Here is a 22,541-nt window from a genome sequence, read left to right on the forward strand (position 1 = left end):
CGTATAGCGGGAAGAGCTCATAAAAAAGCATTGCATATGCCTAAAAAAATCTGAGCCATCGCTTCTCTGGATTTCCCTCCTTCCGATGATTTAACAGGCACTCTCCGATATGAATCTGCTAGTGAAGATTTTATGGAGCCAATCTGTTATAGTGCTGCAGTTTCATTCTGCCAACCAGGCCATTGAGATAATCCAGCAGCACCAGCCCTTCTTTTTCAGTAATCCTGCCGGCCAAATAGCTGTTCAATTCATCATTTTCATCGGCATACAGCTTGATTTTTTCCTGATTATTGCCAATGATGCTGAATTCCAGATTCGCAATCCTATCAGCGAGTTTGATTATGATTGCATTCTGGTTCAGGACTATTTTTTCATACATTGCCTGTTTCCTTTCTTTCCTGTTTTCCCCCTTGCCATCAGTCAGGGACCATACTATTTCAAAAATATGTATCCCAAACCTGTCAATTATTTCATCCCTGTCCGTATCTGTATCTTCCAGCACATCATGCAGCCAAGCGCTGCTCCATAAATCGATATTCATTTCAGTGTCAGGCAAAATGCCATTGCGCAGCAATACGCTAACTGCATTTACAAGGTGCACCTCATAGGGGTATTTTCCATATTTCTGGTTTCCATGCTTTTCAGCCGCAAAACTTCTGGCCTCATCCACTTTTTTTCCTAATGCCCTTATGGCTGTCTTATAATCCATGGCGTCGCCTTCATCGAGCCAGCCGGAAGCATACCTGCTCATAAAAGATTTTAAGGAGCTCAAATCGCCATTCCACCGTCCATTTTGAAAAGATTCCAAAGTGCCTGCAGAATCTCCAATTCTGCCTTCTTTAATTCTATAGAGCGTTTCGATGCCGTTGTGGCTGCTGATATAATATTTATACTCCATTTTGGTAAGATTTAATAGAACTTATATTTTAGATTAGATTAGATTAGATTAGATTAGATTAGATTAGATTATATTAGATTAGATTAGATTAGATTAGATTAGATTATATTAGATTAGATTAGATTAGATTAGATTAGATTAGATTAGATCGGATTGGATTTGATCTGCTATTGTTTTCTTTTTAATTTGCGCGCAAGCAGGATTACATTTAGCTTAATATTGTCATAAATTAAGCCCGCAAACAATATAAGTCCTCCAAGAAATAATGCCTGCAGCCCTATTTTTGAATAAAAAACGCCTCCTGTAATGCCTCCAATGAAAAAAAAGCTGATAATAATTATCCGCAGCTTAATTGAAGAGGAAAGTTCAGCTTTCCTATTTTGCTCCCTATAAAAGAAAAGCTGGGACAGCTCAATGCCCAAATCGGTAAATAGGCCGGTTAAATGGGTGGTTCTCACTACGGAATTTGAGATTCTTGTAACAAAAGAATTCTGCATTCCCATTGCAAAAAGCAGAATAAAGGAAATTAAATTTGGAAAAACGGCCTTTAAGCCATCTCCAAAGAAGGCAATAAAAAATAAAATTGCAATCTCAATGCAGGCAGGAATAAGATGCACGATATTTTCTCTTTTGCGCACTACCAGCTCCATTAGAAGGCTCGATGTGAAAGAGCCCATAAAAAAGAAAAATATATAGCCAAAGCACGTCAATGCCGCTAAGAGATCAAGCTTGAAGATTTCATCTACAAAAAACGCAAAATGGCCCGTCACATTGGTGGTAAGGGTCTGCACTGAAAAAAAACCTGCCACATTTACCATCCCGGCAACAGACGAGAGAAGGGCGGCAATTTTTAGATTGTGCCTCAAACTTCTTTTTTTTCCTCGGTGCTTAAACATTTCCAGCAGTGCTTTTATAAGTTGGCGAAGCATTACTTTTAAAATGCCTTTCATTTGTAAATAGGGCAATTTTTCTTTTTGCCTCCTTAACATATTGCTGCAAAGAAGGGGCAGCTTTCCTCTCTTCAAACAAAATTCCGCCCAGCCTGGCCAGATCAGTTAACCTTCATAGCCTTGCCATCAATAAAAATTGGCTATGCGGATCAATTGCTGGAAATTAACCAGCTGGATCTTGCGCCCTTCCATCCATATAAGATTTTCATTCTTAAAATCATGGAGCACCCTTGCCAGAGTTTCATTTACAGTGCCTACCATTTTGGCCAGATCTCCCCTGGAAAGGGTAATAAAAACATTTTTCTGGCCATCATCTGTTTTATATTTATCATGCAGAATCAATAGGCTAAGCGCCACGCGCTCCCTTACGGTCCGCTGCGATAAAACAGCCATTAGATTTGCCACCACGCTAAACTCATGGCTGAGGCATTTTAAAAGCAGGCGCGAAAACACTGCAGAATTATTAAGAATATTAAAAAAATCCTCTTTGGATATAAATGAAATGACTGAATTTTCAATGGCCACAGCGTTATCTCCATATGCCTTCTCGCTTAGTATGGCCGTATAGCCGAAAAACTCTCCTGAACTGTAGATGTAAATAATCTGCTCCCTTCCATCATTATCGACCTTGTGCTTTTTGATCTTGCCTGTCTGAATATAAAAAATGCCTGTAGGCAGCGTCCCTTCGGTAAATACTGTCTGGTTTTTAGCATACTTTCTGCTTTGCATCACCTTTTCAAGCAGGTCCCTATCGCTTTGGGGCAGCTCATTTAAAATATACTGGTTATTGAAGATGAATTTTGAAATCATAGCTGTATCAAAGCTACAATATTTTTCCCTACTCCATATAAAACTTGATTTAAATCAAGTTTTATATGCCGTTCCAATCAGCTGGATCGATTTCGAAACCTTTTGCTTTTGCAGCATTGCCCCCTGAAATGATAAGCCGGCATATGCCGTTGTGCCTTGCAGACCGCTCCGCCGCAAATTTTAAAAGCTTTAAAGAATCTGCCAATGAAGAAATCTCTAACGTCGCACCTATTGTCCAATGAAAGAGCCATAAGGGAATTTAAAGAAATCCTATCTAATCTGAATGCTGGCCGATAAAAACACAGAAAAAACAGCCAGTGCAAGCGCTATAGCTATAAAACTTGGCAGCCGGCAATGCAAAATAAATGCGCTATCATAGCGCATAAGGCGAAAGGCTGCCGCCACTGCCAATGCCATATCAGATAATCTAAAAAAAAAGGAAAAGCATCAGTTAAACGCTCTTCCTTTTTCCGGTCAGGAGTTTTTTAAATTATTCTTTTTTTATTGCCGCTTTCGGATCATAGCAGACAAACATATTGATATAAATATTTCGGGATAATCGCAGCAATATCGGAAACAAAATTACCAGCACTGCAGTAATTGCAATAAACGATGTTTTTATTCCAGAATCAAAAATAAGATATGAGATGGCAAAAACAGCAATTCCAACACCGACATTCAACCCATAGCTTACATACATTGCGCCAAAAAAGAAAGAAGGCTCTATCTGATATCTTAGCCCGCAATGGCTGCACTTCTCATGCATTTTTAAAACAGAGCCCAAATGCAGCAGGTTTTTATCCACGTACATATTCCCATTCTGGCATTTAGGGCAGCTTCCCGTTAAAATGCTATTTAATCTGCTTCCTTTCTTCATCTTCGAAATATCCATTTAAAGCTCCAAATCCATGAGCCACGGTTTAATTTTAAGTTTATAGATGCCCTGAGGGACTATCTCTTTACAAATTTGGTTAAAATCACGATAGCCTGCCCCTCTATTTTCCCTTCGATCTGCTCATGGTTGTCATGGACCAAACGGATGTTTCGAACTGCCGTGCCGACTTTCGCATTTAAAGACGAACCTTTTACATCCAAATCTTTGATAAGGGTCACCGTATCGCCATTTTGCAGGATATTGCCATTGCTGTCTTTGTGGAAATTAATGGCCCCGTCATCGGTATGGTCTCCGGCTGCTTTTGCCCATTGCAGATTTTCATCATCCAAATACATCATATCCAGCGCATCGGCTGCCCAGCTTTCATTGCGAAACCGGTTAAGCATGCGCCATGATACCACCTGCACGGCCGGCACTTCGCTCCACATTGATATTGGCAGAAAATTTTTCCAGAAAGCATCATCCAATTCCTCTTTTTTTTCAATTTGGCGAAGGCATTTCTCATTGATTAAAATCCAACCGTCCGCCCCTTTATTTTGGGCTGGCGGAACTTCATAAGCAACTAGATTTTTATTGATGTCGCTCAATTCGCAGACATTTCCGCTTCTCTTTTTTAATAATTCCTCTAATTTCATTTTATTTTATTTGGAAATAAAGATTACAGGCTTCTCAGAACATATTCTAAATCCATATATCCTTCACAGTCCCTATTTTAATTGATTTTATTTGGCAGCGTTTATAGATTTCATGCCCCAATTTAAGCCGTTTTTCTCCAGAAGCTTAATACCCCGCCGTGCGAAACGGATTCTAGGCTGAAACTCTTTGGAACCTCTCTGCAATTGCTCCAGTAGGTAACCAGTTTTGTGCCAATGGGAGTTTTCTCCAGCTGGCCTTTAAGATAAGCCGTATATAGATTATACAGTTCCTCACTTGGATCAATTGATTTGTCAATGCGGGCCGTCAGATCTATATTTTCCTGAAATGAATTGAAAAAATAGAAAGCGTCATAATCCAAAAAAGATATCTCCATAATATTTGAGTGTATGAATTCTGCATTATCAATCTTATATTTTTCGGCAATTTTCCGCGATAATTTTATAAGCGATTCCCTTTGCTCGACCCCATAAAAAATCCCATTGGTTAAAGCGGCCCCCACAAGGCAGAATTTTCCAGCCCCCGAGCCTATATCCAATACCCTTTTACCAGGTTTGTCCACCAAAAAACCAGCCGCTTTTCTGGCTATTTTTACAGGTGTCCAATGGCGGGCAGCCAGCTTCTTTATCCTAATAGGGTACACTTGGTTAAACTCGTTATCATCAATAGATCTATTTTGCTTGAGCTGTTCAAAAATCATTTTATAAATACTTTTGCATTTGCTGCAGTTGGCTTAATTTTCCCTGCTAAATGGAATAATTTGACAAGTGGCAAAAATATAGAGAGTCCCAATATATTTAGCTGATTAATATCTTTATAAAATTTGATTTAAATCAAAAAAAAGAAGGGGCAGAAAATGTAATTTTAACAGATAATTATAACAGGCCGCTTTGGCAGCCGAATATTATCCATTAGAGATAAATAAATAACCAATGGCATAAATAGAGGGCGGGATATTTTTAGAATCTGCCCTTATCCCTTAAAGCCGGAAAAGTGCCATCTTCTTTCCAGCAGCGCTTCCCCAAAAAGCTTTTCCAATTAAAGCAAAAGCAGCAAACAGCTTTTTTTTTGGGGATGCCGCAGGATTCAAAAATAGTTGGCTATAGTTAAAAATGAATTAATAGTAAGATCCCTTGCAAAGAAAACCAGAGATTAAAGAAGCTAAATCTCTGGCGGCAATAATAACAAAAAAGTCTGATTTTTAGCTGTCTGAAATTCTCCTAAAAATCATTCTCATTCCCATGAACTTGAGAAGCGAAAATAGCATAAATATCCGAACTATTTTTTTGATTTAAATCAAGAATTCCGTCAAAGGATTCCGATTTCAATTATAAATCAGCAGCGATATAAGAGCTGCCCTAAATTAAGGCTCCAAAACGCAAAGCCCTTTATTAAGCCCACGGCATTGCCACACTCCTTTCGTTTTATCTTTATATTGCACGCATTCTTCGCGTATGCATCTTGATTGAACCGCATTATATTTCCCATTCTCCATTTCAGAAAGGCATTGCAGATGGAAATGCAGACCAATAAAAAAATCATACAAGCCGCAAAAAAAATCTTTTTCCGGCAATCCGCTCCAATCCTAAAACGCTGAGAGAGCTTTCATCGCTATTAGAATCTATAGCCACAAGGCCTAAACTTTCCAATTCCAATAAGGCCTCCATGACTCTTGACTCAATTTCGATGCTGCTGCCCGATAAGGATGCGCCGCTGCCAGGGCCGCAAAACATTTCGGCCATTTCTTCAAAAGCCACGCTGCAGGGATACGCATGCCCTAGAACGATCAAAATCTGATCTAAAAACTCGCACCTGCCTTTCTCCTTCCCAATATCCATTTGATCCATATATTTCTAAAATTCAAAACCGTTATAGGCTTATATATAACTTACATTCTGATATCTTCCGCTTTATTCGGACTAAAAGTTAGCGGCATCGCCCAGCTGTGAAAAATTGAACAACCTTATTCCAGATCAGCCTATCATCATTAAAATGGTGGCCATCTTTGATCTGTCTAATGCCGGCAGACAGTACTCAAATAGCTTGCCGAAACCGAGAAAAACCCTTCTGGGGAAATTGGCAATGAGCTGAATTAAAATAGCCGGGTCATGTCAAAAAACTAATATCATAATTTGCCTAAATAATAAAACCAGAGATTTAGCGGCTAATCTCTGGCCCTATAGTTCCATAACAAATAAATCCTACTAAAATCCTGATAATAGCCGCTGCTCAATTCTAGGAGTCTCCAAAGACTAAAATACAATTAAATGCTTTGCAAAAAATTTGATTTAAATCAAGTAAATATTTTTCAAGACAAACGTATCGGCAACATTTTTAATATTTTAAAAAAATCGCGAGACAAATCGGCAAACCAATAAAAAAAGTGAATTCGAGATCTTCCCATTAAAATTGCGAATCTTTCTAGCCCCTTCTACGCCACTGGCCAAAACCAAAACTTAGAAAAAAGGAAAAAACGCATAACCAACTAAATGGGGATGCAAACTGTAACTGGAAATAAAACAAATTAGAGCAATTATCCGAAACAAAAATTTATTCTGGTTTCCCTTTCTTGAAGACATCCTCTAACAAAGGCTCTCTTAAGGCGGCAGAAAGATGCCTCTGCTTATTTTAAAGATTAAGTTTGGTTACGGGAAATTTAACCACAAAAAGATTTCTTACGTCCTCATCGTGTTCCCAGACCTTAACGACAATGCCTTCAGATATTCCTATAAGCGAATCGTTTTTAAAAACTTCCAGTTTTGCTCTTATCGGATAAACTTTAATGCGGTAATCATATTCTGTCAGTTCGATCTTTTGCTTATTAGTTACCTTGTATAAGGCAAGAAAATCATCAAATGTTACAGGAAAATCCAGACTATCACTGCCTCTCTTTAAGCTATCAAGCCATTTATTAGTTTCCACAACCTGCATTAGCCCCTCAAAACTTGATTTAGCCCACTTTTTATTATCTTTTAAACTATTGATTTTTCCTTTAAAATCCCTATAATTCCTTATCAATTCAATAGAGCTTAAGTCCACGCTCTGGATCAATTTTCTGTCAAACAGCTGGGTGCTGGATATTATATCTAATGAATTCCCCGAGATAAAAAAACCATTCTTCCATCCCTGTACATTAAGAGAATCTAGATCTTTATCCTCGATTATCCTTAATTCCAATTCTGCTGTGTTCTTAAAGAAGTCAGGCGCTCTTTCATCAGCATTGTCTATGTGAAATGTAACTCTTGCCGTAATATCTTTAATTTTAATAGCGGATAATTCCATTACAGCCTCTTTTGTTTCTTTATCAGCTGAAATTGGCGGTGATACCATCCACCAGATCAAAACAAGAATAAAAACAGCAATACCGGAACCAGCCTGCATAGTAATTTTTCCAAATTTAGTTTCCGGAGACTGCCCAGTCAGCCTAACCGAACCTGAAAGAAAAAATGCAAATAGGCCAGCCAGTAAAGATGAGGCAAATGCCATCATTCTTTGCTTGTAAAATGGAAGAGTATCAGGAGAAAATAAAAAAATATAAATAAAAAAAACTAAAAGCACCGAACCAAAAATGTAGGTTCCCATTTTCTTGTCATTATAACTCTTCGTTGCCATACATTGCATCGTTTTACATTGGATATATCTTTGCTGTCCAATTCTGTTACACGCTGCTATCAAAATTAAGAAAAAGATAGATATAAAAAATCAGTATAAATACGTATTGCATTATATTTCTTCATTTCATGGTTCCAAAGCAATATAATAAGATTCTGCCGCATCTCTCAAATAAATCTAGAAGCAATCTTGAATCCAAAAATTATACGGCCAATTTGCAAAACGAACGCTTGTTATGGACTTTGATAACGGCAGTATCCGAACCGCTTTTATCGATGTTTATTATTCTTGGCCGGCCAAAAGAAAGCCGCTGCATTGCCTTATTTACCCGCTAATCTGTATAAATAGCACCTAACTCCTTTTACTTATATATTAGTCTCACCCAATCTCCAGCTCATCCCTACTCCTCCGAAATTTATAAAAACTGCGAAAATTTCCGTGTCAAAATCGGGGTGCAGGTTTTGGCTTTGGATGCAACCTCCAAAATTAAATGCTAAAATAATATCTCTCATTTCAAATTCACTTACTTTTAGGTAACTGCTTTTAAAATGGAAGAATCCTGCCTTACTAAATTAAAAATAAAAGATGTCCTTAGTCAAACCTAAATAAAACGGTAAAAACCAATTACTTAAATATTTTCCATTGATTAATTTAATCCGTTCAAAAACAAACAGAATTAAAAAATAAGGAGCTAGAATTAGTTCGCGGAGATTGCCCCTTGTTTAACAAATGGCTTCTAATATTTAAATTATTTGTATTTAGTCTAAATAAATAATAAGTTTGCGGACGAAAAATAAATAACCGCCATGAAATTAACTTTCTCTTTCTTATTACTGCTCGCCTTTCTGCATATTGGTTCGGCGCAAAATGCTAAAATTACCGGAAAAATTATTTCCGAAAATAACGAAGCCGTCTCTTACGCTTCCATATCAATTAAAAGTCCTAAAAAGAATGCTGTTTCTGATGACAAGGGAAATTTTGAAATTGCAAATCTTGCTGCCGGAAACTATACAGTCTATTTCTCTGCGATGGGATTCACAGCAGAACAAAAAAACGTTGAACTGCATGAAAATGAAAATCTCGATATTTCCATTACTTTAAAAGAAAACATCAATGCGCTGCAGACTGTAGAAATTACCGGACGCAAAGAAAAATCATATCGAAATACCAAATCTTTTATCGGTGCCAAAACAGAAATCGCTTTAAAGGATTTGCCGCAGGCTGTTTCATATGCCACAAAAGAGTTAATTGCCGATCAGGGAGCAATTCGCGTGGGCGACGTAGTAAAAAATTTCAGCGGTGTAAGCCAGTTTACTTTTTACGACGATATCTCCATTAGAGGTTTTAGAATAAACGGAGGAAGCAATACGCAATTGCTAAATGGCATGCGAACCTCTACCGGATTTTGGAAACAGCCTCTGGCAAACTATCTGGAGCGTGTGGAAGTTTTAAAAGGACCATCATCGGCACTGTTTGGAAATGCTTCTCCTGGAGGAGTTTTAAATCGTGTGACCAAAAAACCTTTGGATCAGGCAGCAAACAGTGTGAGTTTTTCTACGGGAAGTTTCAACACTTTAAGAGCTTTAGCCGATTTCACAGGCCCTTTAACCGAAGATAAATCGCTTTTATACCGTCTGAATCTAGGTTACGAAAATGCCAACTCATTCAGAGATCTGCAATACGATAAGAATATTGTTGTAGCTCCTTCCCTATCTTTTCTTCCGAATGATAAAACAAGCGTAAATTTTGATTTGATCTACAGCAGTTCGAATGGAAATCTGGACCGCGGACAATCCACTTACGAAAACAGCCTCTACTCTACAAAAATTTCAAATTCGTTAAACTCAACAAACGATTATTTAAAAGAGGAAACCTATATCGTTACAACTTCCTTAAATCACCAGTTTTCAGATCGCTTATCGTTTTCAGGATCTTATATCAGAACGGGATACAACGAGGATCTTTTAGAGCATCGCGGTGCCAATAAATATGCTTCTGCCGCAGACGGATCTACAATCCCAACAGCAATTGAAATGCAGGTTTTCCAACGCAAGCGCAAGCGTTATATCGACAATCTTTCCACTTTCTTTAAATACGAAGCTAAAACAGCCGCTTTAGGCCATAATCTGATAGCTGGTTTTGATTATGCTCAGGAAGAGGTTCCCGCAGGCGGTTCGCAATTGACTGCAAGCGGTTACCGAAATGCCGCCAACAATGGCTTTATTGCCACTTATAACCCTGCAAACAAATCCAATTATTTGTTGGATTCTAAAGGAAATCCAGTGCCAAACGTAGCTCATTTTGATTTGAGCAATCCATTTGCATCGCAGCAGCTAAAAGATATGAGCAAATATTTTTATGCGGCGCGCCAGGTTGACCCAACCTATTATTCATTGTATGGAATCTATATTCAGGACCATATTAAATTTGGCGCTTTTCAGGCCTTAATCGGTATTCGCTACGATGAATATTCAGATAAAGTAAATTACAAAAAAGCTACAGAAACAAAAGTAAAACAGCATTCGTTTTTACCGCGTTTTGGCCTTACTTATACCCTTAATCCAAATATTAACCTATACGGAACTTATGTTCAGGGCTATAATCCTCAAACGGCGTCAACTCTGGCAAATCCAAATGCGGGAGGGCCATTTAATCCGTTAGAAAGCAATATGGTTGAATTTGGAGGAAAATCATCCTGGTTCAACGAAAAACTTTTTGTGACGGTTGCTTTATTCAAAATACAGCAGAAAAACACATTGTATCCTGCAAATGATCCGTCGAATCCAGATTTAATGAGATCTATTGGTGAGGAGGAATCTAAAGGGATCGAAATTGATCTTAATGGAAATATCACCCGCAATTGGAGCATTTCTGCCGCTTACAGCTATAATGAAGCTTTTATTACAGAAAGCCCCATTGAAGTCGAAATTGGAAGACAAAAACCAAATACGCCTCGACAGCAGGGCAATATCTGGACTCGCTACAATTTTACGGATGGCGCTTTAAAAGATTTTGGAATCGCAATGGGATCTAATTTTGCAACAACACGCACCATGAGCCAGACCACTACGGAAACGCTTCCTGGATATACCTTATTCAATGCCGCTTTTTACTATAATATCAATAAGTTTAAAATTCAGCTGAATGCTAATAACATTCTAAACAAAACCTATTGGGTTGGAGGATACGACTATATCCGCTTATTCCCTGGAGCACCTTCAAACTGGCTTTTGACCCTTGGCTATTCTTTCTAAATAGCTTTAACTGCATTTAAAAAATATTTTTCATCTCCTATCTGCATGAATAAAACATTTAAAAAAAATATTGGGTATTTACATTTATGGCTCGGACTAGCGTCCGGGCTTATTGTATTTATTGCAGCCCTTACCGGAAGCATTCTGGTTTTTGAAGAAGAAATTGATTCTTTTATACATCCTGAATTCTATAAAGTTTCTGCCATCGGAACAAAAAAAATGCCTGTCGATCTTTACCTTGCTTCCATTGAAAAACAATACAGAATTACAGCATTAGACCGAATCCAAACTTATCAGGATCCGGCGAGAACCGCAATTATTTCCGGAACAGATGCCGATAAAAAGGATCAGGTTTTCTCAGTAGATCCGTATACGGGAAAAGTATTGGCTGCAATTCCAGAAAAAAGCAGGTTTTTCTCTATCATTTTAGATCTGCATCGCCATTTAATTCTAGGAGAAGTTGGAAAGTTTATCACAGGCTGCAGCTGCCTTATTTTTGTTTTCATGCCGCTTTCGGGGCTAATTTTATGGTGGCCAAAAAAAACAAAAAACCTAAAGCAGAGATTGACCGTAAAATGGAACGCTTCTTTTAAAAGGGTTAATTGGGATTTTCATTCCAATTTTGGCTTCTACAGTTTTCTATTCCTTCTGATAATCTCTTTGACTGGATTAACGTGGTCTTTCAAATGGTTTGAAAGCGGCATTTATCTATTAGCAGATGGAACAGGTAAAAAACCTTCGGCTAAAGTTGAAAATCCGACGAAAACAGATCCAAAAATGGACAAAACTTATTTCTATCAAAACATACTTTCTAAAACAGAAAACATCTATAAATACAAAGGCGATACACAGATTAGAATTCCATCTGATACCATAAACAGCATTATGGCTATTAAATTGAATCTTGAAAAATCCATTCCCAATATTTCAAGCATGGCTTATTTTGACAAATATACAGGCAAGCTTTTGAAAATTAGGCCATATGAATCCCTGAGCAGCGGAGATAAAGTGCGACGCCTAATTTATCCGATCCATACGGGAAGCATTTATGGCTATCCAACAAAAATCTTAGCTTTTCTGGTTTGCCTATTTGCGGCAACATTACCCGTAACAGGATTTCTTATCTGGTTGGGAAGAAAGAAAAAGAACCGTTACTGTTTCTTCTGAAAATAAAGATAATTAGTCGTTGCGCCTGCGTCTCGCAATCGTATCTGAGAATTATTAAACTCAAACAATTTCCAGTTAAAATTCAATTTAGAAAGCACTCCAGTGCTAAAACTTATATTTACTGCCGTAATCCCGTTTTGGACTGAACTCTCCCACTGCCCGGTTTCTGAAACTCCTGCTTTGCTGGCAACTACCGATTTATCTGTTTTAAATACAAATGAATAATCGCTGTAATTTGAAGTCTTAACAGTGCCATCATAAAAATAGGGTATTTCCCAAGAACCTTTTGTGATGGCTGCTGTAAAATCCAACTGCGCAAGATTATTTTCAGGACAATAGTCTATGGCATATTTAATGGCATTTTCAAACTCGAGATTATTTGAAATCGATTTTATCTGACTATTATAATCCGTAATTGCGATAGGGTACTTTAAAGATATGTACTGGCTTTCATTTAAATTTTTAATGAAATTGAAAAAGGCCTCGTCGCTTACTATCGATTGAGAACCCGCTGCTTGATTGGTGCTGTTGTAGCTATTAATGGTTATCGGATAATTGATATTCAGACCGTTGATTTTGGATAAAAGATCCGGATAGAGATTCCAATAATCAATCAAAGAATCAAAATCTGCCTGATTTGGAATCAGTTTTTCGATGTAATTGTAGTAGACCATCGTTACCGGAAAATCTATTCTTACAATATCCTCATCATAATTGCTGGCGTTGATGTTATCCAAAACTTTCTGATAATCGGCTGTGGCATTAACCGCAATCTTCTCATTGTTTACCGTAACGGCATAAGGGAGTTTTATGGTGCAATAACTCGACCCGTCAATCATATTGTCCTGTACGGTTTTAACCATCGCAACCCTCTGCAGATAAGCTGTAAGCGGAGAAACAGCAGTAATTGTCCCCTGCGAAGTAGTGTTTTGTTCGTCTATTTCACTTTGGCAGGAAAACAGCAAGAACAGGAAAGCTGCAATTGATAAATATTTTTTCAAAAGGAACATATTTATGTTTTTACAAAGGTAAATAAATTTTGAAAGAAACTGTTTTTTAATACACTGAATCAAGGCTTTCATAATTTTCATCTATGCTAAATTATCAAAAACCAATAGCATTTTATTCCTCAATAAAACAATCATCTCTACTTTTACCCTACTTAAATTAAAAACAAATACTTTTACGCTGAAAAATTGAAACTCTACATGCCAGACCAAAACCAATCCAATACTTGTGATGAAATCATTTTTTCGTCTTTCTTCAAAAGCCATGCAAAAGCGCTTCGAAATTTTCTATTCTACAAATTCGGAAACGCAGAACAGGCAGAAGACATAACTCAGGAAGCATTTGTTAAGCTTTGGCAGAACTGCGCTTCTGTGCCTTTAGAAAAAGCAAAATCATACCTTTACACTATTGCAAACAACAGCAGCCTCAACCAGATTTCGCACCAGAAAGTGGTTTTGAAATATGAAAAAAACTTTACCGGTTTGGATAAAACAAATGAAAGTCCGGAATATCTTCTGGAAGAAAAACAGTTTCAGGCAAAACTTTTAAAAGCCATCGAAAACTTAAACGAAAAACAGCGCACAGCTTTTTTGATGCACAGAATTGACGGAAAAAAATACAGCGAAATCGCCGCGGAGCTAGACATCAGCGTAAAGGCCGTGGAAAAACGCATTCATTTGGCCCTGTTAAGCTTACGCAAAGAAATTGATTTATAAAAAGTAGGGTAAATTCAGTTCTAATTGTTTTAATTAAATATACGATAAAATGAAAAAAGATCGCTTATTGGCAAAATGGCTCAACGACGAATTATCTCCTGATGAATTGGCAGCATTTGAGGCAAGTCCCGATTTTGAAAAATATCAAAAGATAAAAAAATACACCAATCATCTCGAAGCAGGTGATTTGGATGAGAATGCTATGCTATCGAATATTTTAAGCCAGAAAAAAACAGCTCCAAAAACGGTTCCATTATACAAAAAATGGATCTTTAGAGCTGCCGCTATTTTTGTCCTGGCTCTTGGAATTGCCTTTGCAATGAAAGTTTTTATCCCTCAAACAGAAACTGCCGATCTTGGAAAAAAGACTGCTTTTTCATTACCCGATAATTCTGAAGTGGTTTTAAATTCAGGTTCTGAAATACACTATAAAAAATGGAATTGGAACAGCAACCGGCATTTGGAACTAAAAGGAGAAGCCTATTTCAAAGTGGCAAAAGGCAGAAAATTTGAAGTGCAGACCAATCTTGGAAAAGTAACAGTTTTAGGAACGCAATTTAATGTTAAAGCCAGAAAAAATAAGTTTGATGTTGCGTGTTACCAAGGCCGTGTCAAAGTAACTTATGGCAACGCTGAAATTCTATTAACTCATGGACAAAGCGTTCGCTTTGAGAGTGGAAAACAGATAAAAATGACTGTAAGTTCATTACAGCCAGAATGGATGGATAACCAGATCTGTTTTTATAAAGAAAACATACGGACTATTTTAGATGAAGTTGAAAGGCAATACAATATTAAAATCGATCTGAATGCCAAAGACACCATCTCCCTGTTTACAGGAAAATTGCCTGCAAAAGATCTCAATACAGCTTTGCAGATTATTGGCACGACTTATCATTTAGAAGCTAGAAAAGTTTCAAACAGCAAAATAATTTTTGACGAAAAATAAATGTTCCGCCCCAAAGAATTCCATTTTTTGTTTTTTCTCTTTTTTCTTGTCCTGAATCTTTCTGCTCAGGACAAAGGAAAGGTTATGCCTTTTAAAAAAATAATAATTGATATTGAAAAACAGTATGGCGTGAGCTTTAATTATACCGAAGACAATATTGAAGGCCTCGAATTAAATCCTCCCAAGAAATCATTTTCATTAGACCAAAAACTGGAATATCTTGGAAAAAGAACCAATTTATCTTTTGAAAATATAGGCAACAAATTCATCAACATCTATAAAAAGGATGCTGTTTTAAAAACGATTTGCGGCTATGTCTTATCTTCGATAGATAAAAAGCCCATTGAAAATGCCAACATCAGTTTAAACAATAAAAATCATTTTACAACTGATTCAGAAGGCTATTTTGAGTTTAGTGAAGAAAGCAGAAATACTTTTGCAATCAGCCATGTCGGTTTTGCATCAAAGAGAATTACGGCAGGCAATACAGGGGATAAAGACTGCATTCAAATCCTACTGGAACCTGAAATAACAGAATTGCACGAAATTAAAACCAATGCTATCCTGGCTTCGGGCATTTCAAAAAACACTGATGGATCTTTTGAAATTAAACCCAAAAAATTTGGTATTCTTCCCGGTTTAATTGAACCTGATGCCTTGCAGACCATGCAGCAGATTCCGGGCGTAAACAGTCTCGATGAAAGCGTATCAAGCATCAATGTTCGAGGCGGTACGCACGATCAGAATTTATTTTTGTGGAATGGGATACGAATGTTTCAAACGGGACATTTTTTTGGTTTAATATCTGTTTTCAATCCAAATCTTGCGCATACTATTTCCATCTATAAAAACGGAAGTTCTGCCTTTTACGGAGAAAGCGTTTCAAGTGTAGTTGCGATTTCTTCCACTCCGGAAAAAGCAGAAAAAAATTCATTCAGCGCAGGAATCAATATGATTAATGCTGATGTGTACGGAAAGTATAATTTTTCTAAAAAAAGCTACATCGAAATTTCGGCGCGTAAATCGATTACAGATTTTATAGAAACCCCTACCTATCGGGAGTACTTCAATAAAGTATTTCAAAATACTACAATCACAGATTTTTCGCAGAACCAAAATCTCAATTATAAAAGCGATAAAAAATTTGGCTTTTATGATGCTACGATAAAATATGCTCAAAAAATAGGGATCAAAGATCAAATAATATTGGATTTAATAACCATAAAAGATAATCTAGAGGTTGTTAAAAGTGCCGCTTCATACAGTATCAATAAATCGCAAAACAATAATTTGCGCCAGCAGAATTACGGCGCAAATCTCTCATGGAGAAGAAACTGGAACAGCTTCAACACCACCAAGATTAATATCTATAATTCTTCGTACGAGCTTTTGGCCAATCAAAACACAGCTTACGAAAACCAGACTGTTATTCAGGAAAACACAGTCAATAATAATGGCGTGAATTTAGAGAACAATCATATCCTAAACTCTAAATTTAGCTTCAGCGACGGCTATCAGTTTAATGAAATTGGCATTACAAATTTAGAGCAGGTAACCAATCCCGATTTTTATCGTAATGTAAAAGAGGTTTTAAGAACTCATGCTTTAATTCTGGAAGGAAAATATAGCGATACCATTTCCCGAGTATATGCAAAGGGCGGAATGCGGCTTAATTATATTGAAAAATTCAAAAAATATATTGCAGAGCCCAGAATTCAATTGGGTTACGGAATCAGCAAAAGTGTGACTTTAGAATTACTTGGCGAGCTAAAAAGCCAAAACTCCCAGCAGATTATTGATCTGCAGAAAGATTATTTCGGCATCGAAAAAAGACGCTGGATTGTTTCCAATAACGGCACAATTCCAATACAAAGAAGCAGACAGCTTTCATTAAACCTATTCTTCCAAAAAAACAGCTGGCTTCTGGATATCGAAAACTTTTACAAAAAAGTAACCGGAATAACGACCTCCAGCCAGGGTTTTCAGAATCAGCTGGAATTTGTCAGAACTACCGGCGATTATGAAATATGGGGAACAGAAATGCTGATCCAAAAAAAAATAAACCGCTTTCTTACGTGGTTAAGCTATACTTACAATGAAAACAATTATCATTTTATCAATTACGAATATCCCCGTTTTCCAAACAACTTTGAGCTGACGCACACTTTATCGTGGGCAGGAATTTATGAGAAAAATAATTTCAAGATTGCTCTTGGCACAAAATGGTCTTCAGGAAGGCCAAAAACATCTCCAGACTTATCTCAAATTGATCTTTCTGATCCTGTACTGGTTTACAATAAACCAAACAACAGCAATCTTCATATGTTTTGGCAGGTTAACCTTTCTTCAACCTACAAGTGGGAAACCGCAGAGGGAATTCAATATAAAATTGGCGTATCAATCTTAAATATCCTAAACAGAAGAAATGAAATCAGCGAATATTACAGAATAAATACTTTAACCAATTCTATAGAAGAAGTGGACACTTTTTCGCTGCAAAGAACTCCAAATCTGAGTTTTAGAGTTTCATTCTAACATCTTTCCGCAAGAGTTTTTTAAAACTCTTATTCTATATTTTATTCTTTTTTCAAAAAATCGCAATTCTTTGGTAGGGTAATCTTTACTAAGGCTGTTTCACTATAGAATCATCATTTGATTTGAGACAGTTTTAAAGCATGGATACACAAGAAAATTCAACATCCAATAAACGGCAGATCAGATTTGCATCACAATGCAAGTCTGAAATAGCATCCATTATGGACGCCATTTACATGATCGGCGGAAAATGGAGAATTCCGATAATCCTGACCCTTATGCAAGGCAGCAAACGGTTTTCTGAAATTCAGAAAGAAGTGCACAAAATTGCTTCCAAAGTTTTGGCCCATGAACTGAAAGAAATGGAACTAAACGGATTTGTTGAAAAGAAAACAGATGATCAAAGCCGCGCTAAAACCGAGTACCAATTAACCGATTACAGTTCTTCGCTGGAACCTATTATCAAATCATTACGGGATTTTGGCCTACAGCATCGAAAAAAAATGCGCGATGAAAGCCATCAAGTAAAAAAGAGCGCTGGCTGATTATTATTTATCACTAATACAAACCAAATATGAAAAGAAAAAAAACAGCAATTCTAGCCGCAATATTACTGCTAATAATTTCTGGGGGCATCTACTTTTATTATGGAGTCATCTTTAAAGAAGCCCGCAATATAGAATCAGAAGCTCCAGATTTTAGTTTAACGGCAAAAAAACTTCTTGAAGACTATACCGCAGATCCTAAAAAAGCAGATGCATTATATCTCAACAAAACTATTGAAATAACAGGAGCTGCAACCAAAGAAACCGATTCTGCAATTGTACTTGAAAATAGCGTTTTCTGCCTTTTCAAAGAAAAGCTAAAAGACAAAATGATCGATAAAAAAACTACGATTAAAGGCAAATGCATTGGATATGACGAACTGTTTATGGAAGTCAAAATTGACCAATGCAGCATTAAATAACCCAAACCAATACTAATTAATTTATGAAGAAAATTCTAGTTCCGTTCTGCCTGTTTTTAGCAACACTGGCCTATTCTCAGGATGATTTACTAAAGAGTCTTGATTCTACTCAGACAGAAGAAAGCTATTCTACAGCAACCTTTAAAGCTTTACAGCTGGTAACGCTGCAGACCACAAAAATGCCGGCTAAAAAAGAGTTTTATTTTGTGGTTTCACACCGTTTCGGCTCTGTAAAAGATGGCTTTGACAGTTTTTTCGGCCTTGACAATGCCACCACAAAACTTGGGGGAATTTATGGCATTACAGATTGGCTATCAGCGAGCCTTTCCAGACATACTTTAAACAAAATGTATGAAATCGGATTAAAGTATCGAATGGCAAGACAAAACGATAGTTTCCCTCTCGACATTGTTGGATACAGTGTGGCAGACATCAATACTTTTTTGGAAAAAGACCAGTACCCGGGCTTAGAATCCAAACATCGCATGACCTATGTGCAGCAGGTTTTAATTTCCAGAAAAGTGAGTAAAAAATTCTCATTAGAATTAGTGCCATCCTTTATACACAAGAACCTTTACAATCCTGATATAGAAAGGGACAATCAGTTTTCTTTTGGCGGCGGGGGACGCTATAAGATCACGAAGAGGCTGTCTGTCAATTTAGAATACATGCACAATTTTGATAAGCCGGACTTTTATAAAAATCCGCTGTCTGTGGGCCTTGATATAGAAACTGGCGGACACATATTTCAATTAATATTTACCAATTCACAATCTATGAGCGAGAGCGGATATCTTACCAATGCCTCTGGCGACTGGGGCAAAGGAGATTTCTTCTTTGGCTTTAACCTTTACCGAGTTTTCTAACAATTAAAACAATAAATCATGAAAAAAACAATCGCACTTACAATTTTACTCGCTGCATTGGCAAGCTGCAGTGATTCTGATACAACTCAGGAGATCGAAACGCCAACAAGTCCAACGAACCCGACAAACCCGACAAACCCGACAAACCCGACGGATCCCACAAATCCAACAACTGCTATTACCTACAATAAAGATGTAAAATCTATTATTGATGCCAATTGCATAAGCTGCCACTCAAGCGGAAGATCGGCATCTTTCAGACCATTAACTACTTATGCGCAGGTAAAAGCTGCTGTAGAAAATGCTGGTCTATTAGGCAGAATTCAATTGCAAAGCGGCCAGCAGGGACTTATGCCTCAAGGCGGCAGAATGGCTCAGGCTAATATTGATCTAATTGTAAAATGGAACACCGATGGGCTAAAAGAAAACTAATTTTTATGAAAAAGCCATATCTAATTTTCTTAGCGCTACTGGTAGCTATAGCAGCACATACTCAGGGAACTGCGCAAAAACTAATTACAAAAACAGGCAATATAAAATTTCAGGCATCCATGCCATCTTACGAAGAAGTTGCCGCCGAAAGCAAATCAGCATCGGCTGTTCTGGATCAGACAACGGGGGATTTTGCCAGTCTGGTGCTTATAAAGGGATTTCGTTTTAAAGTGGCGCTGATGGAAGAGCACTTTAATGAAAATTACATGGAATCTGAAAAATTTCCAAAAGCAACTTTCAAAGGTAAAGTTGAAGATTTTGACAGTTCAAAAATTACAGCTTCACCCAAAAATTTCACATTAAAAGGAGATCTCACCATTCACGGAAAAACAAAACCGGTCTCAGTGATTGTAAAAATCTCCAAAGCTCAAAATGGAGTTAAAGCCATTGGCTCATTTGAAGTAAAACCTGAAGACTTTGCTATTGAAATACCTAGTCTTGTGAGAAAGAAAATTGCCGACAAAATCGAGATTGATTATAATTTTTCATTAATTAAATAATCTCTTTTAATAATCAGCCCTATCCAGATTTGAAAGAGCATTAAACATGACAAATGTTCTGTAGGCCGGTGTGAATTTATAGCGCCGGTCTCTTTTTTTAACCTTAAAATTAAACTAAAATGATCTGCAGAAATTACATTGTTACCGGAGAAGATGTAAATGATTATATGGTTATGGAAGATGCCGCATACATTTCATATGCCCTTCGACTGTTATATCACTTTTTATTCAATAACGGATTTTCAAAAGAAAAACTCAATTCCATGCATTTAGGCTTACAGGAAGGAAATCATGAATTAATCTGCCATAAAGCTTTGATGTTTACCCAATCCTTTTCAGTTGAAATGAAATATTGCCATATAGGGGACACTATCAATTTCAAGAGCTGCTTTTCTAACTCAAACAATGAATGCTGTGCAGAAGTTATAAAAGAAGTAAAATGGTTTGATCCAATCAGCAGAGAAGTTGTTAAAACGCCTAAACAGGTTTTGTCGCATCTGCCAAAGACTAAAATGCAATTAAATGCGGCGCTAAGAAATCAGATCAGCACCAATTCCCAAACTTGATTAAAATCATTTTTTTTCTTAAAAATTCTGCCGCAAATTAGGGAATATAATGCGGATTTTAAAACCTTCGGCCATGGCAAATTTTTAGCCCAAATCATCCTGCAGACCCAATAGGCCTCCTAAAAGCCAAAGCCATCAGATCGATTGCCAAAAACCTTAAAAAGGCGCTAACTCAGATTGATGGATCACCAGCTATTGGCCGTTCCTACTTTGCCTTCATTGCCCTTATCACTTTACCGGCCCTTCTATCTGCTCGTGCATTCTGAAGCGACACTACAGCCCATATGGCCGCGGGAATCCAACCGATAAGCGTGATCTGAAGGATAAGGCATAAAAGAGCTGTGAGAAGCTTTCCTCGCAGAAGAAAAGACAGCGAGGGAAAAAATATGGCAATTAAGGTCATCATAGTTTTTTGGTTTTAATGATACGGTAAAAGAAAAGAATTCAGAGCTAAAACAAGTAAGACGCCTCTCAACAGATTTTGTTTCAAAAGAAAATCAGATAATCAAATAGGCATTCAATACGACCTGATTTTCCTGATCATCTTCTCCAGAGTGAGTATGGCAATATTCTTGTCGTTCTCCTCCGCATTATAGGATTTGCTGCGCACCGACTGGTAGGACAGATCCCTTTTAAAGGCGGTGGACAGATGGGGCACTATCCTTTGGAAGACCAGGCTCATTGATCTGGACTTCACCACGCGAGCCTCATCGGCAGCTCTGAGAATAATCCCGATCTGATCTGCCGAGAGATCGCATTCGAGTTTATTCTCATGCTTCTGGGCCAAACCGGCAAGACCTTGTCCCCCGGCAAACTCTATCTGTTTTTCCAGATACTCAAGCTCGCGTCTGAACCAGTTCTCCAATACTGTTTTTACAGGCTCAAGACCAGCATTGAAAAACAGCTTTCCGCCCGAAGGGATCTGACTGACCTCTTTAAGCAAATAGGATAAAAAAGCGAGCTTTTCAGAAAGGCTTTCCCGCTCTTCCAATCCGGACATAAAACGGCTTATCAGCAGATTGATATAAACGGCGCTGTTGAAATTCAAACTGACCAGCTTTTGGTCCAAAAGCGCAATCATCGCTTCGTCTTGAGAATAGTCAATCTGCAAAAGCTCATTTAAAAGGGTCCGTTCATAGATCGCCTGGCGGAAAGTTGCTCTGCTGCTGCCCTGCATCGAAAGAGATTGGGCCAGTTCCTCCACAACCGCTCCTAAAGCCTGCTGCATCTGCCCGCTTCCTGTTTGAAGCTTCTGAAGCCGTTTCAGCTTGAGCCGCGCCTCTTTTCTGCAGACCAGCAGATACACAATGGGCATCCTTTCATCCAAACTCAAATAGCCCGAATACCGCTGCTCCAAAAATGACAGCAGACCATCAAGGCATCTTATGATATCCTCACCACACCTTGACAAGGCAGCATTCTGAAAGGCACCCTCTTTCTGCCTGTCCGCCATCGCATCCAATAGGAAAATCAATGTCGAATGGTACTTTCTGACCAGAAGGCGGATCTGCTTTCTGCGCCTCAGGGCAAATATTTCGTTTTTGATCCTCACCCGGATCCTCACCGACTCTTTTGCCGCATCTTCTGAAATCGCAGCCAGCTGCTCTTTGGTCAATTGGCCCGCATCCATTCCATTGGAGCCAAAACGTTCCAATATCAGATCATCCAGCCATTCTAAAGGATATCTATTGTTCATCATTTT

General features: G+C 37.8%; 22 protein-coding genes. 11 read left to right on the top strand and 11 right to left on the bottom strand.

What is annotated here, in order from left to right; translation table 11 throughout:
- Positions 1 to 130: 130 nt before the first annotated feature.
- The 8 genes from PQ463_RS07925 to PQ463_RS07960 all read right to left on the bottom strand — a co-directional run bounded on the left by PQ463_RS07925 (position 131) and on the right by PQ463_RS07960 (position 7,819).
- Positions 131 to 898, bottom strand: coding sequence for an HD domain-containing protein (locus PQ463_RS07925; RefSeq protein WP_111376258.1), 768 nt, complete (start codon positions 896 to 898; stop codon positions 131 to 133).
- A 167-nt stretch (positions 899 to 1,065) separates the two neighbouring features.
- Positions 1,066 to 1,848: a YoaK family protein gene (locus PQ463_RS07930; protein WP_337992882.1), complete on the bottom strand. Its 783-nt coding sequence runs from the start codon at positions 1,846 to 1,848 to the stop codon at positions 1,066 to 1,068.
- A 126-nt stretch (positions 1,849 to 1,974) separates the two neighbouring features.
- Positions 1,975 to 2,658, bottom strand: a complete 684-nt coding sequence (locus PQ463_RS07935; protein ID WP_111376259.1) for a Crp/Fnr family transcriptional regulator — start codon at positions 2,656 to 2,658, stop codon at positions 1,975 to 1,977.
- 490 nt (positions 2,659 to 3,148) lie between these two features.
- Entirely contained in the window at positions 3,149 to 3,535 is a 387-nt protein-coding gene (locus PQ463_RS07940; RefSeq protein WP_239457789.1) for a DUF983 domain-containing protein, read from the bottom strand.
- A gap of 74 nt (positions 3,536 to 3,609) precedes the next feature.
- Positions 3,610 to 4,188: a PhnA domain-containing protein gene (locus PQ463_RS07945; RefSeq protein ID WP_274257110.1), complete on the bottom strand. Its 579-nt coding sequence runs from the start codon at positions 4,186 to 4,188 to the stop codon at positions 3,610 to 3,612.
- A gap of 122 nt (positions 4,189 to 4,310) precedes the next feature.
- A complete protein-coding gene (locus PQ463_RS07950; protein WP_111376263.1) occupies positions 4,311 to 4,907 on the bottom strand; it encodes a class I SAM-dependent methyltransferase in 597 nt (198 codons plus the stop codon).
- An 838-nt stretch (positions 4,908 to 5,745) separates the two neighbouring features.
- Complete coding sequence (locus tag PQ463_RS07955) at positions 5,746 to 6,054, bottom strand: hypothetical protein (RefSeq protein ID WP_111376265.1); 309 nt, start codon at positions 6,052 to 6,054, stop codon at positions 5,746 to 5,748.
- 781 nt (positions 6,055 to 6,835) lie between these two features.
- Positions 6,836 to 7,819, bottom strand: coding sequence for a hypothetical protein (locus PQ463_RS07960; RefSeq protein WP_274257111.1), 984 nt, complete (start codon positions 7,817 to 7,819; stop codon positions 6,836 to 6,838).
- A gap of 806 nt (positions 7,820 to 8,625) precedes the next feature.
- On the opposite strand from PQ463_RS07960, the gene PQ463_RS07965 reads away from it, so the two are divergent.
- On the top strand, positions 8,626 to 11,073 hold the full coding sequence (locus PQ463_RS07965; protein WP_274257112.1) for a TonB-dependent receptor: 2,448 nt from the start codon (positions 8,626 to 8,628) through the stop codon (positions 11,071 to 11,073).
- A gap of 45 nt (positions 11,074 to 11,118) precedes the next feature.
- Positions 11,119 to 12,240 (top strand): PepSY-associated TM helix domain-containing protein, encoded by a 1,122-nt coding sequence (locus PQ463_RS07970; RefSeq protein WP_274257113.1) that lies wholly within the window; start codon positions 11,119 to 11,121, stop codon positions 12,238 to 12,240.
- Here the strand turns inward: PQ463_RS07970 and PQ463_RS07975 are convergent.
- Positions 12,225 to 13,250 (bottom strand): hypothetical protein, encoded by a 1,026-nt coding sequence (locus tag PQ463_RS07975; RefSeq protein ID WP_274257114.1) that lies wholly within the window; start codon positions 13,248 to 13,250, stop codon positions 12,225 to 12,227. The two genes, PQ463_RS07970 and PQ463_RS07975, sit on opposite strands and share 16 nt — an antisense overlap.
- A 198-nt stretch (positions 13,251 to 13,448) precedes the next feature.
- Between PQ463_RS07975 and PQ463_RS07980 the strand changes: the two genes are divergently transcribed.
- The 9 genes from PQ463_RS07980 to PQ463_RS08020 all read left to right on the top strand — a co-directional run bounded on the left by PQ463_RS07980 (position 13,449) and on the right by PQ463_RS08020 (position 20,839).
- Positions 13,449 to 13,964, top strand: a complete 516-nt coding sequence (locus tag PQ463_RS07980; RefSeq protein ID WP_111376270.1) for an RNA polymerase sigma factor — start codon at positions 13,449 to 13,451, stop codon at positions 13,962 to 13,964.
- Between the two features lie 49 nt (positions 13,965 to 14,013).
- A complete protein-coding gene (locus tag PQ463_RS07985; RefSeq protein ID WP_274257115.1) occupies positions 14,014 to 14,913 on the top strand; it encodes a FecR family protein in 900 nt (299 codons plus the stop codon).
- A gap of 84 nt (positions 14,914 to 14,997) precedes the next feature.
- Entirely contained in the window at positions 14,998 to 17,448 is a 2,451-nt protein-coding gene (locus tag PQ463_RS07990; RefSeq protein ID WP_274257116.1) for a TonB-dependent receptor, read from the top strand.
- A gap of 140 nt (positions 17,449 to 17,588) precedes the next feature.
- Positions 17,589 to 17,993, top strand: a complete 405-nt coding sequence (locus tag PQ463_RS07995) for a winged helix-turn-helix transcriptional regulator (RefSeq protein ID WP_274257117.1) — start codon at positions 17,589 to 17,591, stop codon at positions 17,991 to 17,993.
- Between the two features lie 29 nt (positions 17,994 to 18,022).
- On the top strand, positions 18,023 to 18,415 hold the full coding sequence (locus tag PQ463_RS08000) for an OB-fold protein (RefSeq protein WP_274257118.1): 393 nt from the start codon (positions 18,023 to 18,025) through the stop codon (positions 18,413 to 18,415).
- Positions 18,416 to 18,438: 23 nt separating this feature from the next.
- Positions 18,439 to 19,281: a DUF5777 family beta-barrel protein gene (locus PQ463_RS08005; RefSeq protein ID WP_274257119.1), complete on the top strand. Its 843-nt coding sequence runs from the start codon at positions 18,439 to 18,441 to the stop codon at positions 19,279 to 19,281.
- An 18-nt stretch (positions 19,282 to 19,299) separates the two neighbouring features.
- Positions 19,300 to 19,713 carry a cytochrome c gene (locus PQ463_RS08010; protein ID WP_274257120.1) on the top strand — a complete coding sequence of 138 codons (414 nt, stop codon included), beginning with the start codon at positions 19,300 to 19,302 and terminating at the stop codon, positions 19,711 to 19,713.
- Between the two features lie 5 nt (positions 19,714 to 19,718).
- Positions 19,719 to 20,273 (top strand): YceI family protein, encoded by a 555-nt coding sequence (locus PQ463_RS08015; protein ID WP_274257121.1) that lies wholly within the window; start codon positions 19,719 to 19,721, stop codon positions 20,271 to 20,273.
- Positions 20,274 to 20,392: 119 nt separating this feature from the next.
- Entirely contained in the window at positions 20,393 to 20,839 is a 447-nt protein-coding gene (locus PQ463_RS08020; RefSeq protein ID WP_274257122.1) for a hypothetical protein, read from the top strand.
- 205 nt (positions 20,840 to 21,044) lie between these two features.
- Here the strand turns inward: PQ463_RS08020 and PQ463_RS08025 are convergent, their stop codons facing one another.
- Both PQ463_RS08025 and PQ463_RS08030 read right to left on the bottom strand, forming a co-directional pair.
- Entirely contained in the window at positions 21,045 to 21,245 is a 201-nt protein-coding gene (locus PQ463_RS08025; protein WP_337992883.1) for a YqaE/Pmp3 family membrane protein, read from the bottom strand.
- A 111-nt stretch (positions 21,246 to 21,356) separates the two neighbouring features.
- The gene (locus PQ463_RS08030; protein ID WP_274257123.1) at positions 21,357 to 22,538 is read right to left on the bottom strand and encodes a hypothetical protein; all 1,182 of its coding nucleotides are present in this window, start codon (positions 22,536 to 22,538) and stop codon (positions 21,357 to 21,359) included.
- Positions 22,539 to 22,541: the final 3 nt, after the last annotated feature.

Origin of the sequence: Flavobacterium sp. KACC 22763, assembly GCF_028736155.1 — a bacterium.
GTDB lineage: Bacteria > Bacteroidota > Bacteroidia > Flavobacteriales > Flavobacteriaceae > Flavobacterium.

Excerpts from the sequence above, each read along its gene's own strand:
- PQ463_RS07925 (WP_111376258.1), bottom strand. The coding sequence starts at position 898 with ATGGAGTATAAATATTATATCAGCAGCCACAACGGCATCGAAACGCTC.
- PQ463_RS07930 (WP_337992882.1), bottom strand. The coding sequence starts at position 1,848 with ATGAAAGGCATTTTAAAAGTAATGCTTCGCCAACTTATAAAAGCACTG.
- PQ463_RS07935 (WP_111376259.1), bottom strand. The coding sequence starts at position 2,658 with ATGATTTCAAAATTCATCTTCAATAACCAGTATATTTTAAATGAGCTG.
- PQ463_RS07940 (WP_239457789.1), bottom strand. The coding sequence starts at position 3,535 with ATGAAGAAAGGAAGCAGATTAAATAGCATTTTAACGGGAAGCTGCCCT.
- PQ463_RS07945 (WP_274257110.1), bottom strand. The coding sequence starts at position 4,188 with ATGAAATTAGAGGAATTATTAAAAAAGAGAAGCGGAAATGTCTGCGAA.
- PQ463_RS07950 (WP_111376263.1), bottom strand. The coding sequence starts at position 4,907 with ATGATTTTTGAACAGCTCAAGCAAAATAGATCTATTGATGATAACGAG.
- PQ463_RS07955 (WP_111376265.1), bottom strand. The coding sequence starts at position 6,054 with ATGGATCAAATGGATATTGGGAAGGAGAAAGGCAGGTGCGAGTTTTTA.
- PQ463_RS07960 (WP_274257111.1), bottom strand. The coding sequence starts at position 7,819 with ATGGCAACGAAGAGTTATAATGACAAGAAAATGGGAACCTACATTTTT.
- PQ463_RS07965 (WP_274257112.1), top strand. The coding sequence starts at position 8,626 with ATGAAATTAACTTTCTCTTTCTTATTACTGCTCGCCTTTCTGCATATT.
- PQ463_RS07970 (WP_274257113.1), top strand. The coding sequence starts at position 11,119 with ATGAATAAAACATTTAAAAAAAATATTGGGTATTTACATTTATGGCTC.
- PQ463_RS07975 (WP_274257114.1), bottom strand. The coding sequence starts at position 13,250 with ATGTTCCTTTTGAAAAAATATTTATCAATTGCAGCTTTCCTGTTCTTG.
- PQ463_RS07980 (WP_111376270.1), top strand. The coding sequence starts at position 13,449 with ATGCCAGACCAAAACCAATCCAATACTTGTGATGAAATCATTTTTTCG.
- PQ463_RS07985 (WP_274257115.1), top strand. The coding sequence starts at position 14,014 with ATGAAAAAAGATCGCTTATTGGCAAAATGGCTCAACGACGAATTATCT.
- PQ463_RS07990 (WP_274257116.1), top strand. The coding sequence starts at position 14,998 with ATGCCTTTTAAAAAAATAATAATTGATATTGAAAAACAGTATGGCGTG.
- PQ463_RS07995 (WP_274257117.1), top strand. The coding sequence starts at position 17,589 with ATGGATACACAAGAAAATTCAACATCCAATAAACGGCAGATCAGATTT.
- PQ463_RS08000 (WP_274257118.1), top strand. The coding sequence starts at position 18,023 with ATGAAAAGAAAAAAAACAGCAATTCTAGCCGCAATATTACTGCTAATA.
- PQ463_RS08005 (WP_274257119.1), top strand. The coding sequence starts at position 18,439 with ATGAAGAAAATTCTAGTTCCGTTCTGCCTGTTTTTAGCAACACTGGCC.
- PQ463_RS08010 (WP_274257120.1), top strand. The coding sequence starts at position 19,300 with ATGAAAAAAACAATCGCACTTACAATTTTACTCGCTGCATTGGCAAGC.
- PQ463_RS08015 (WP_274257121.1), top strand. The coding sequence starts at position 19,719 with ATGAAAAAGCCATATCTAATTTTCTTAGCGCTACTGGTAGCTATAGCA.
- PQ463_RS08020 (WP_274257122.1), top strand. The coding sequence starts at position 20,393 with ATGATCTGCAGAAATTACATTGTTACCGGAGAAGATGTAAATGATTAT.
- PQ463_RS08025 (WP_337992883.1), bottom strand. The coding sequence starts at position 21,245 with ATGATGACCTTAATTGCCATATTTTTTCCCTCGCTGTCTTTTCTTCTG.
- PQ463_RS08030 (WP_274257123.1), bottom strand. The coding sequence starts at position 22,538 with ATGATGAACAATAGATATCCTTTAGAATGGCTGGATGATCTGATATTG.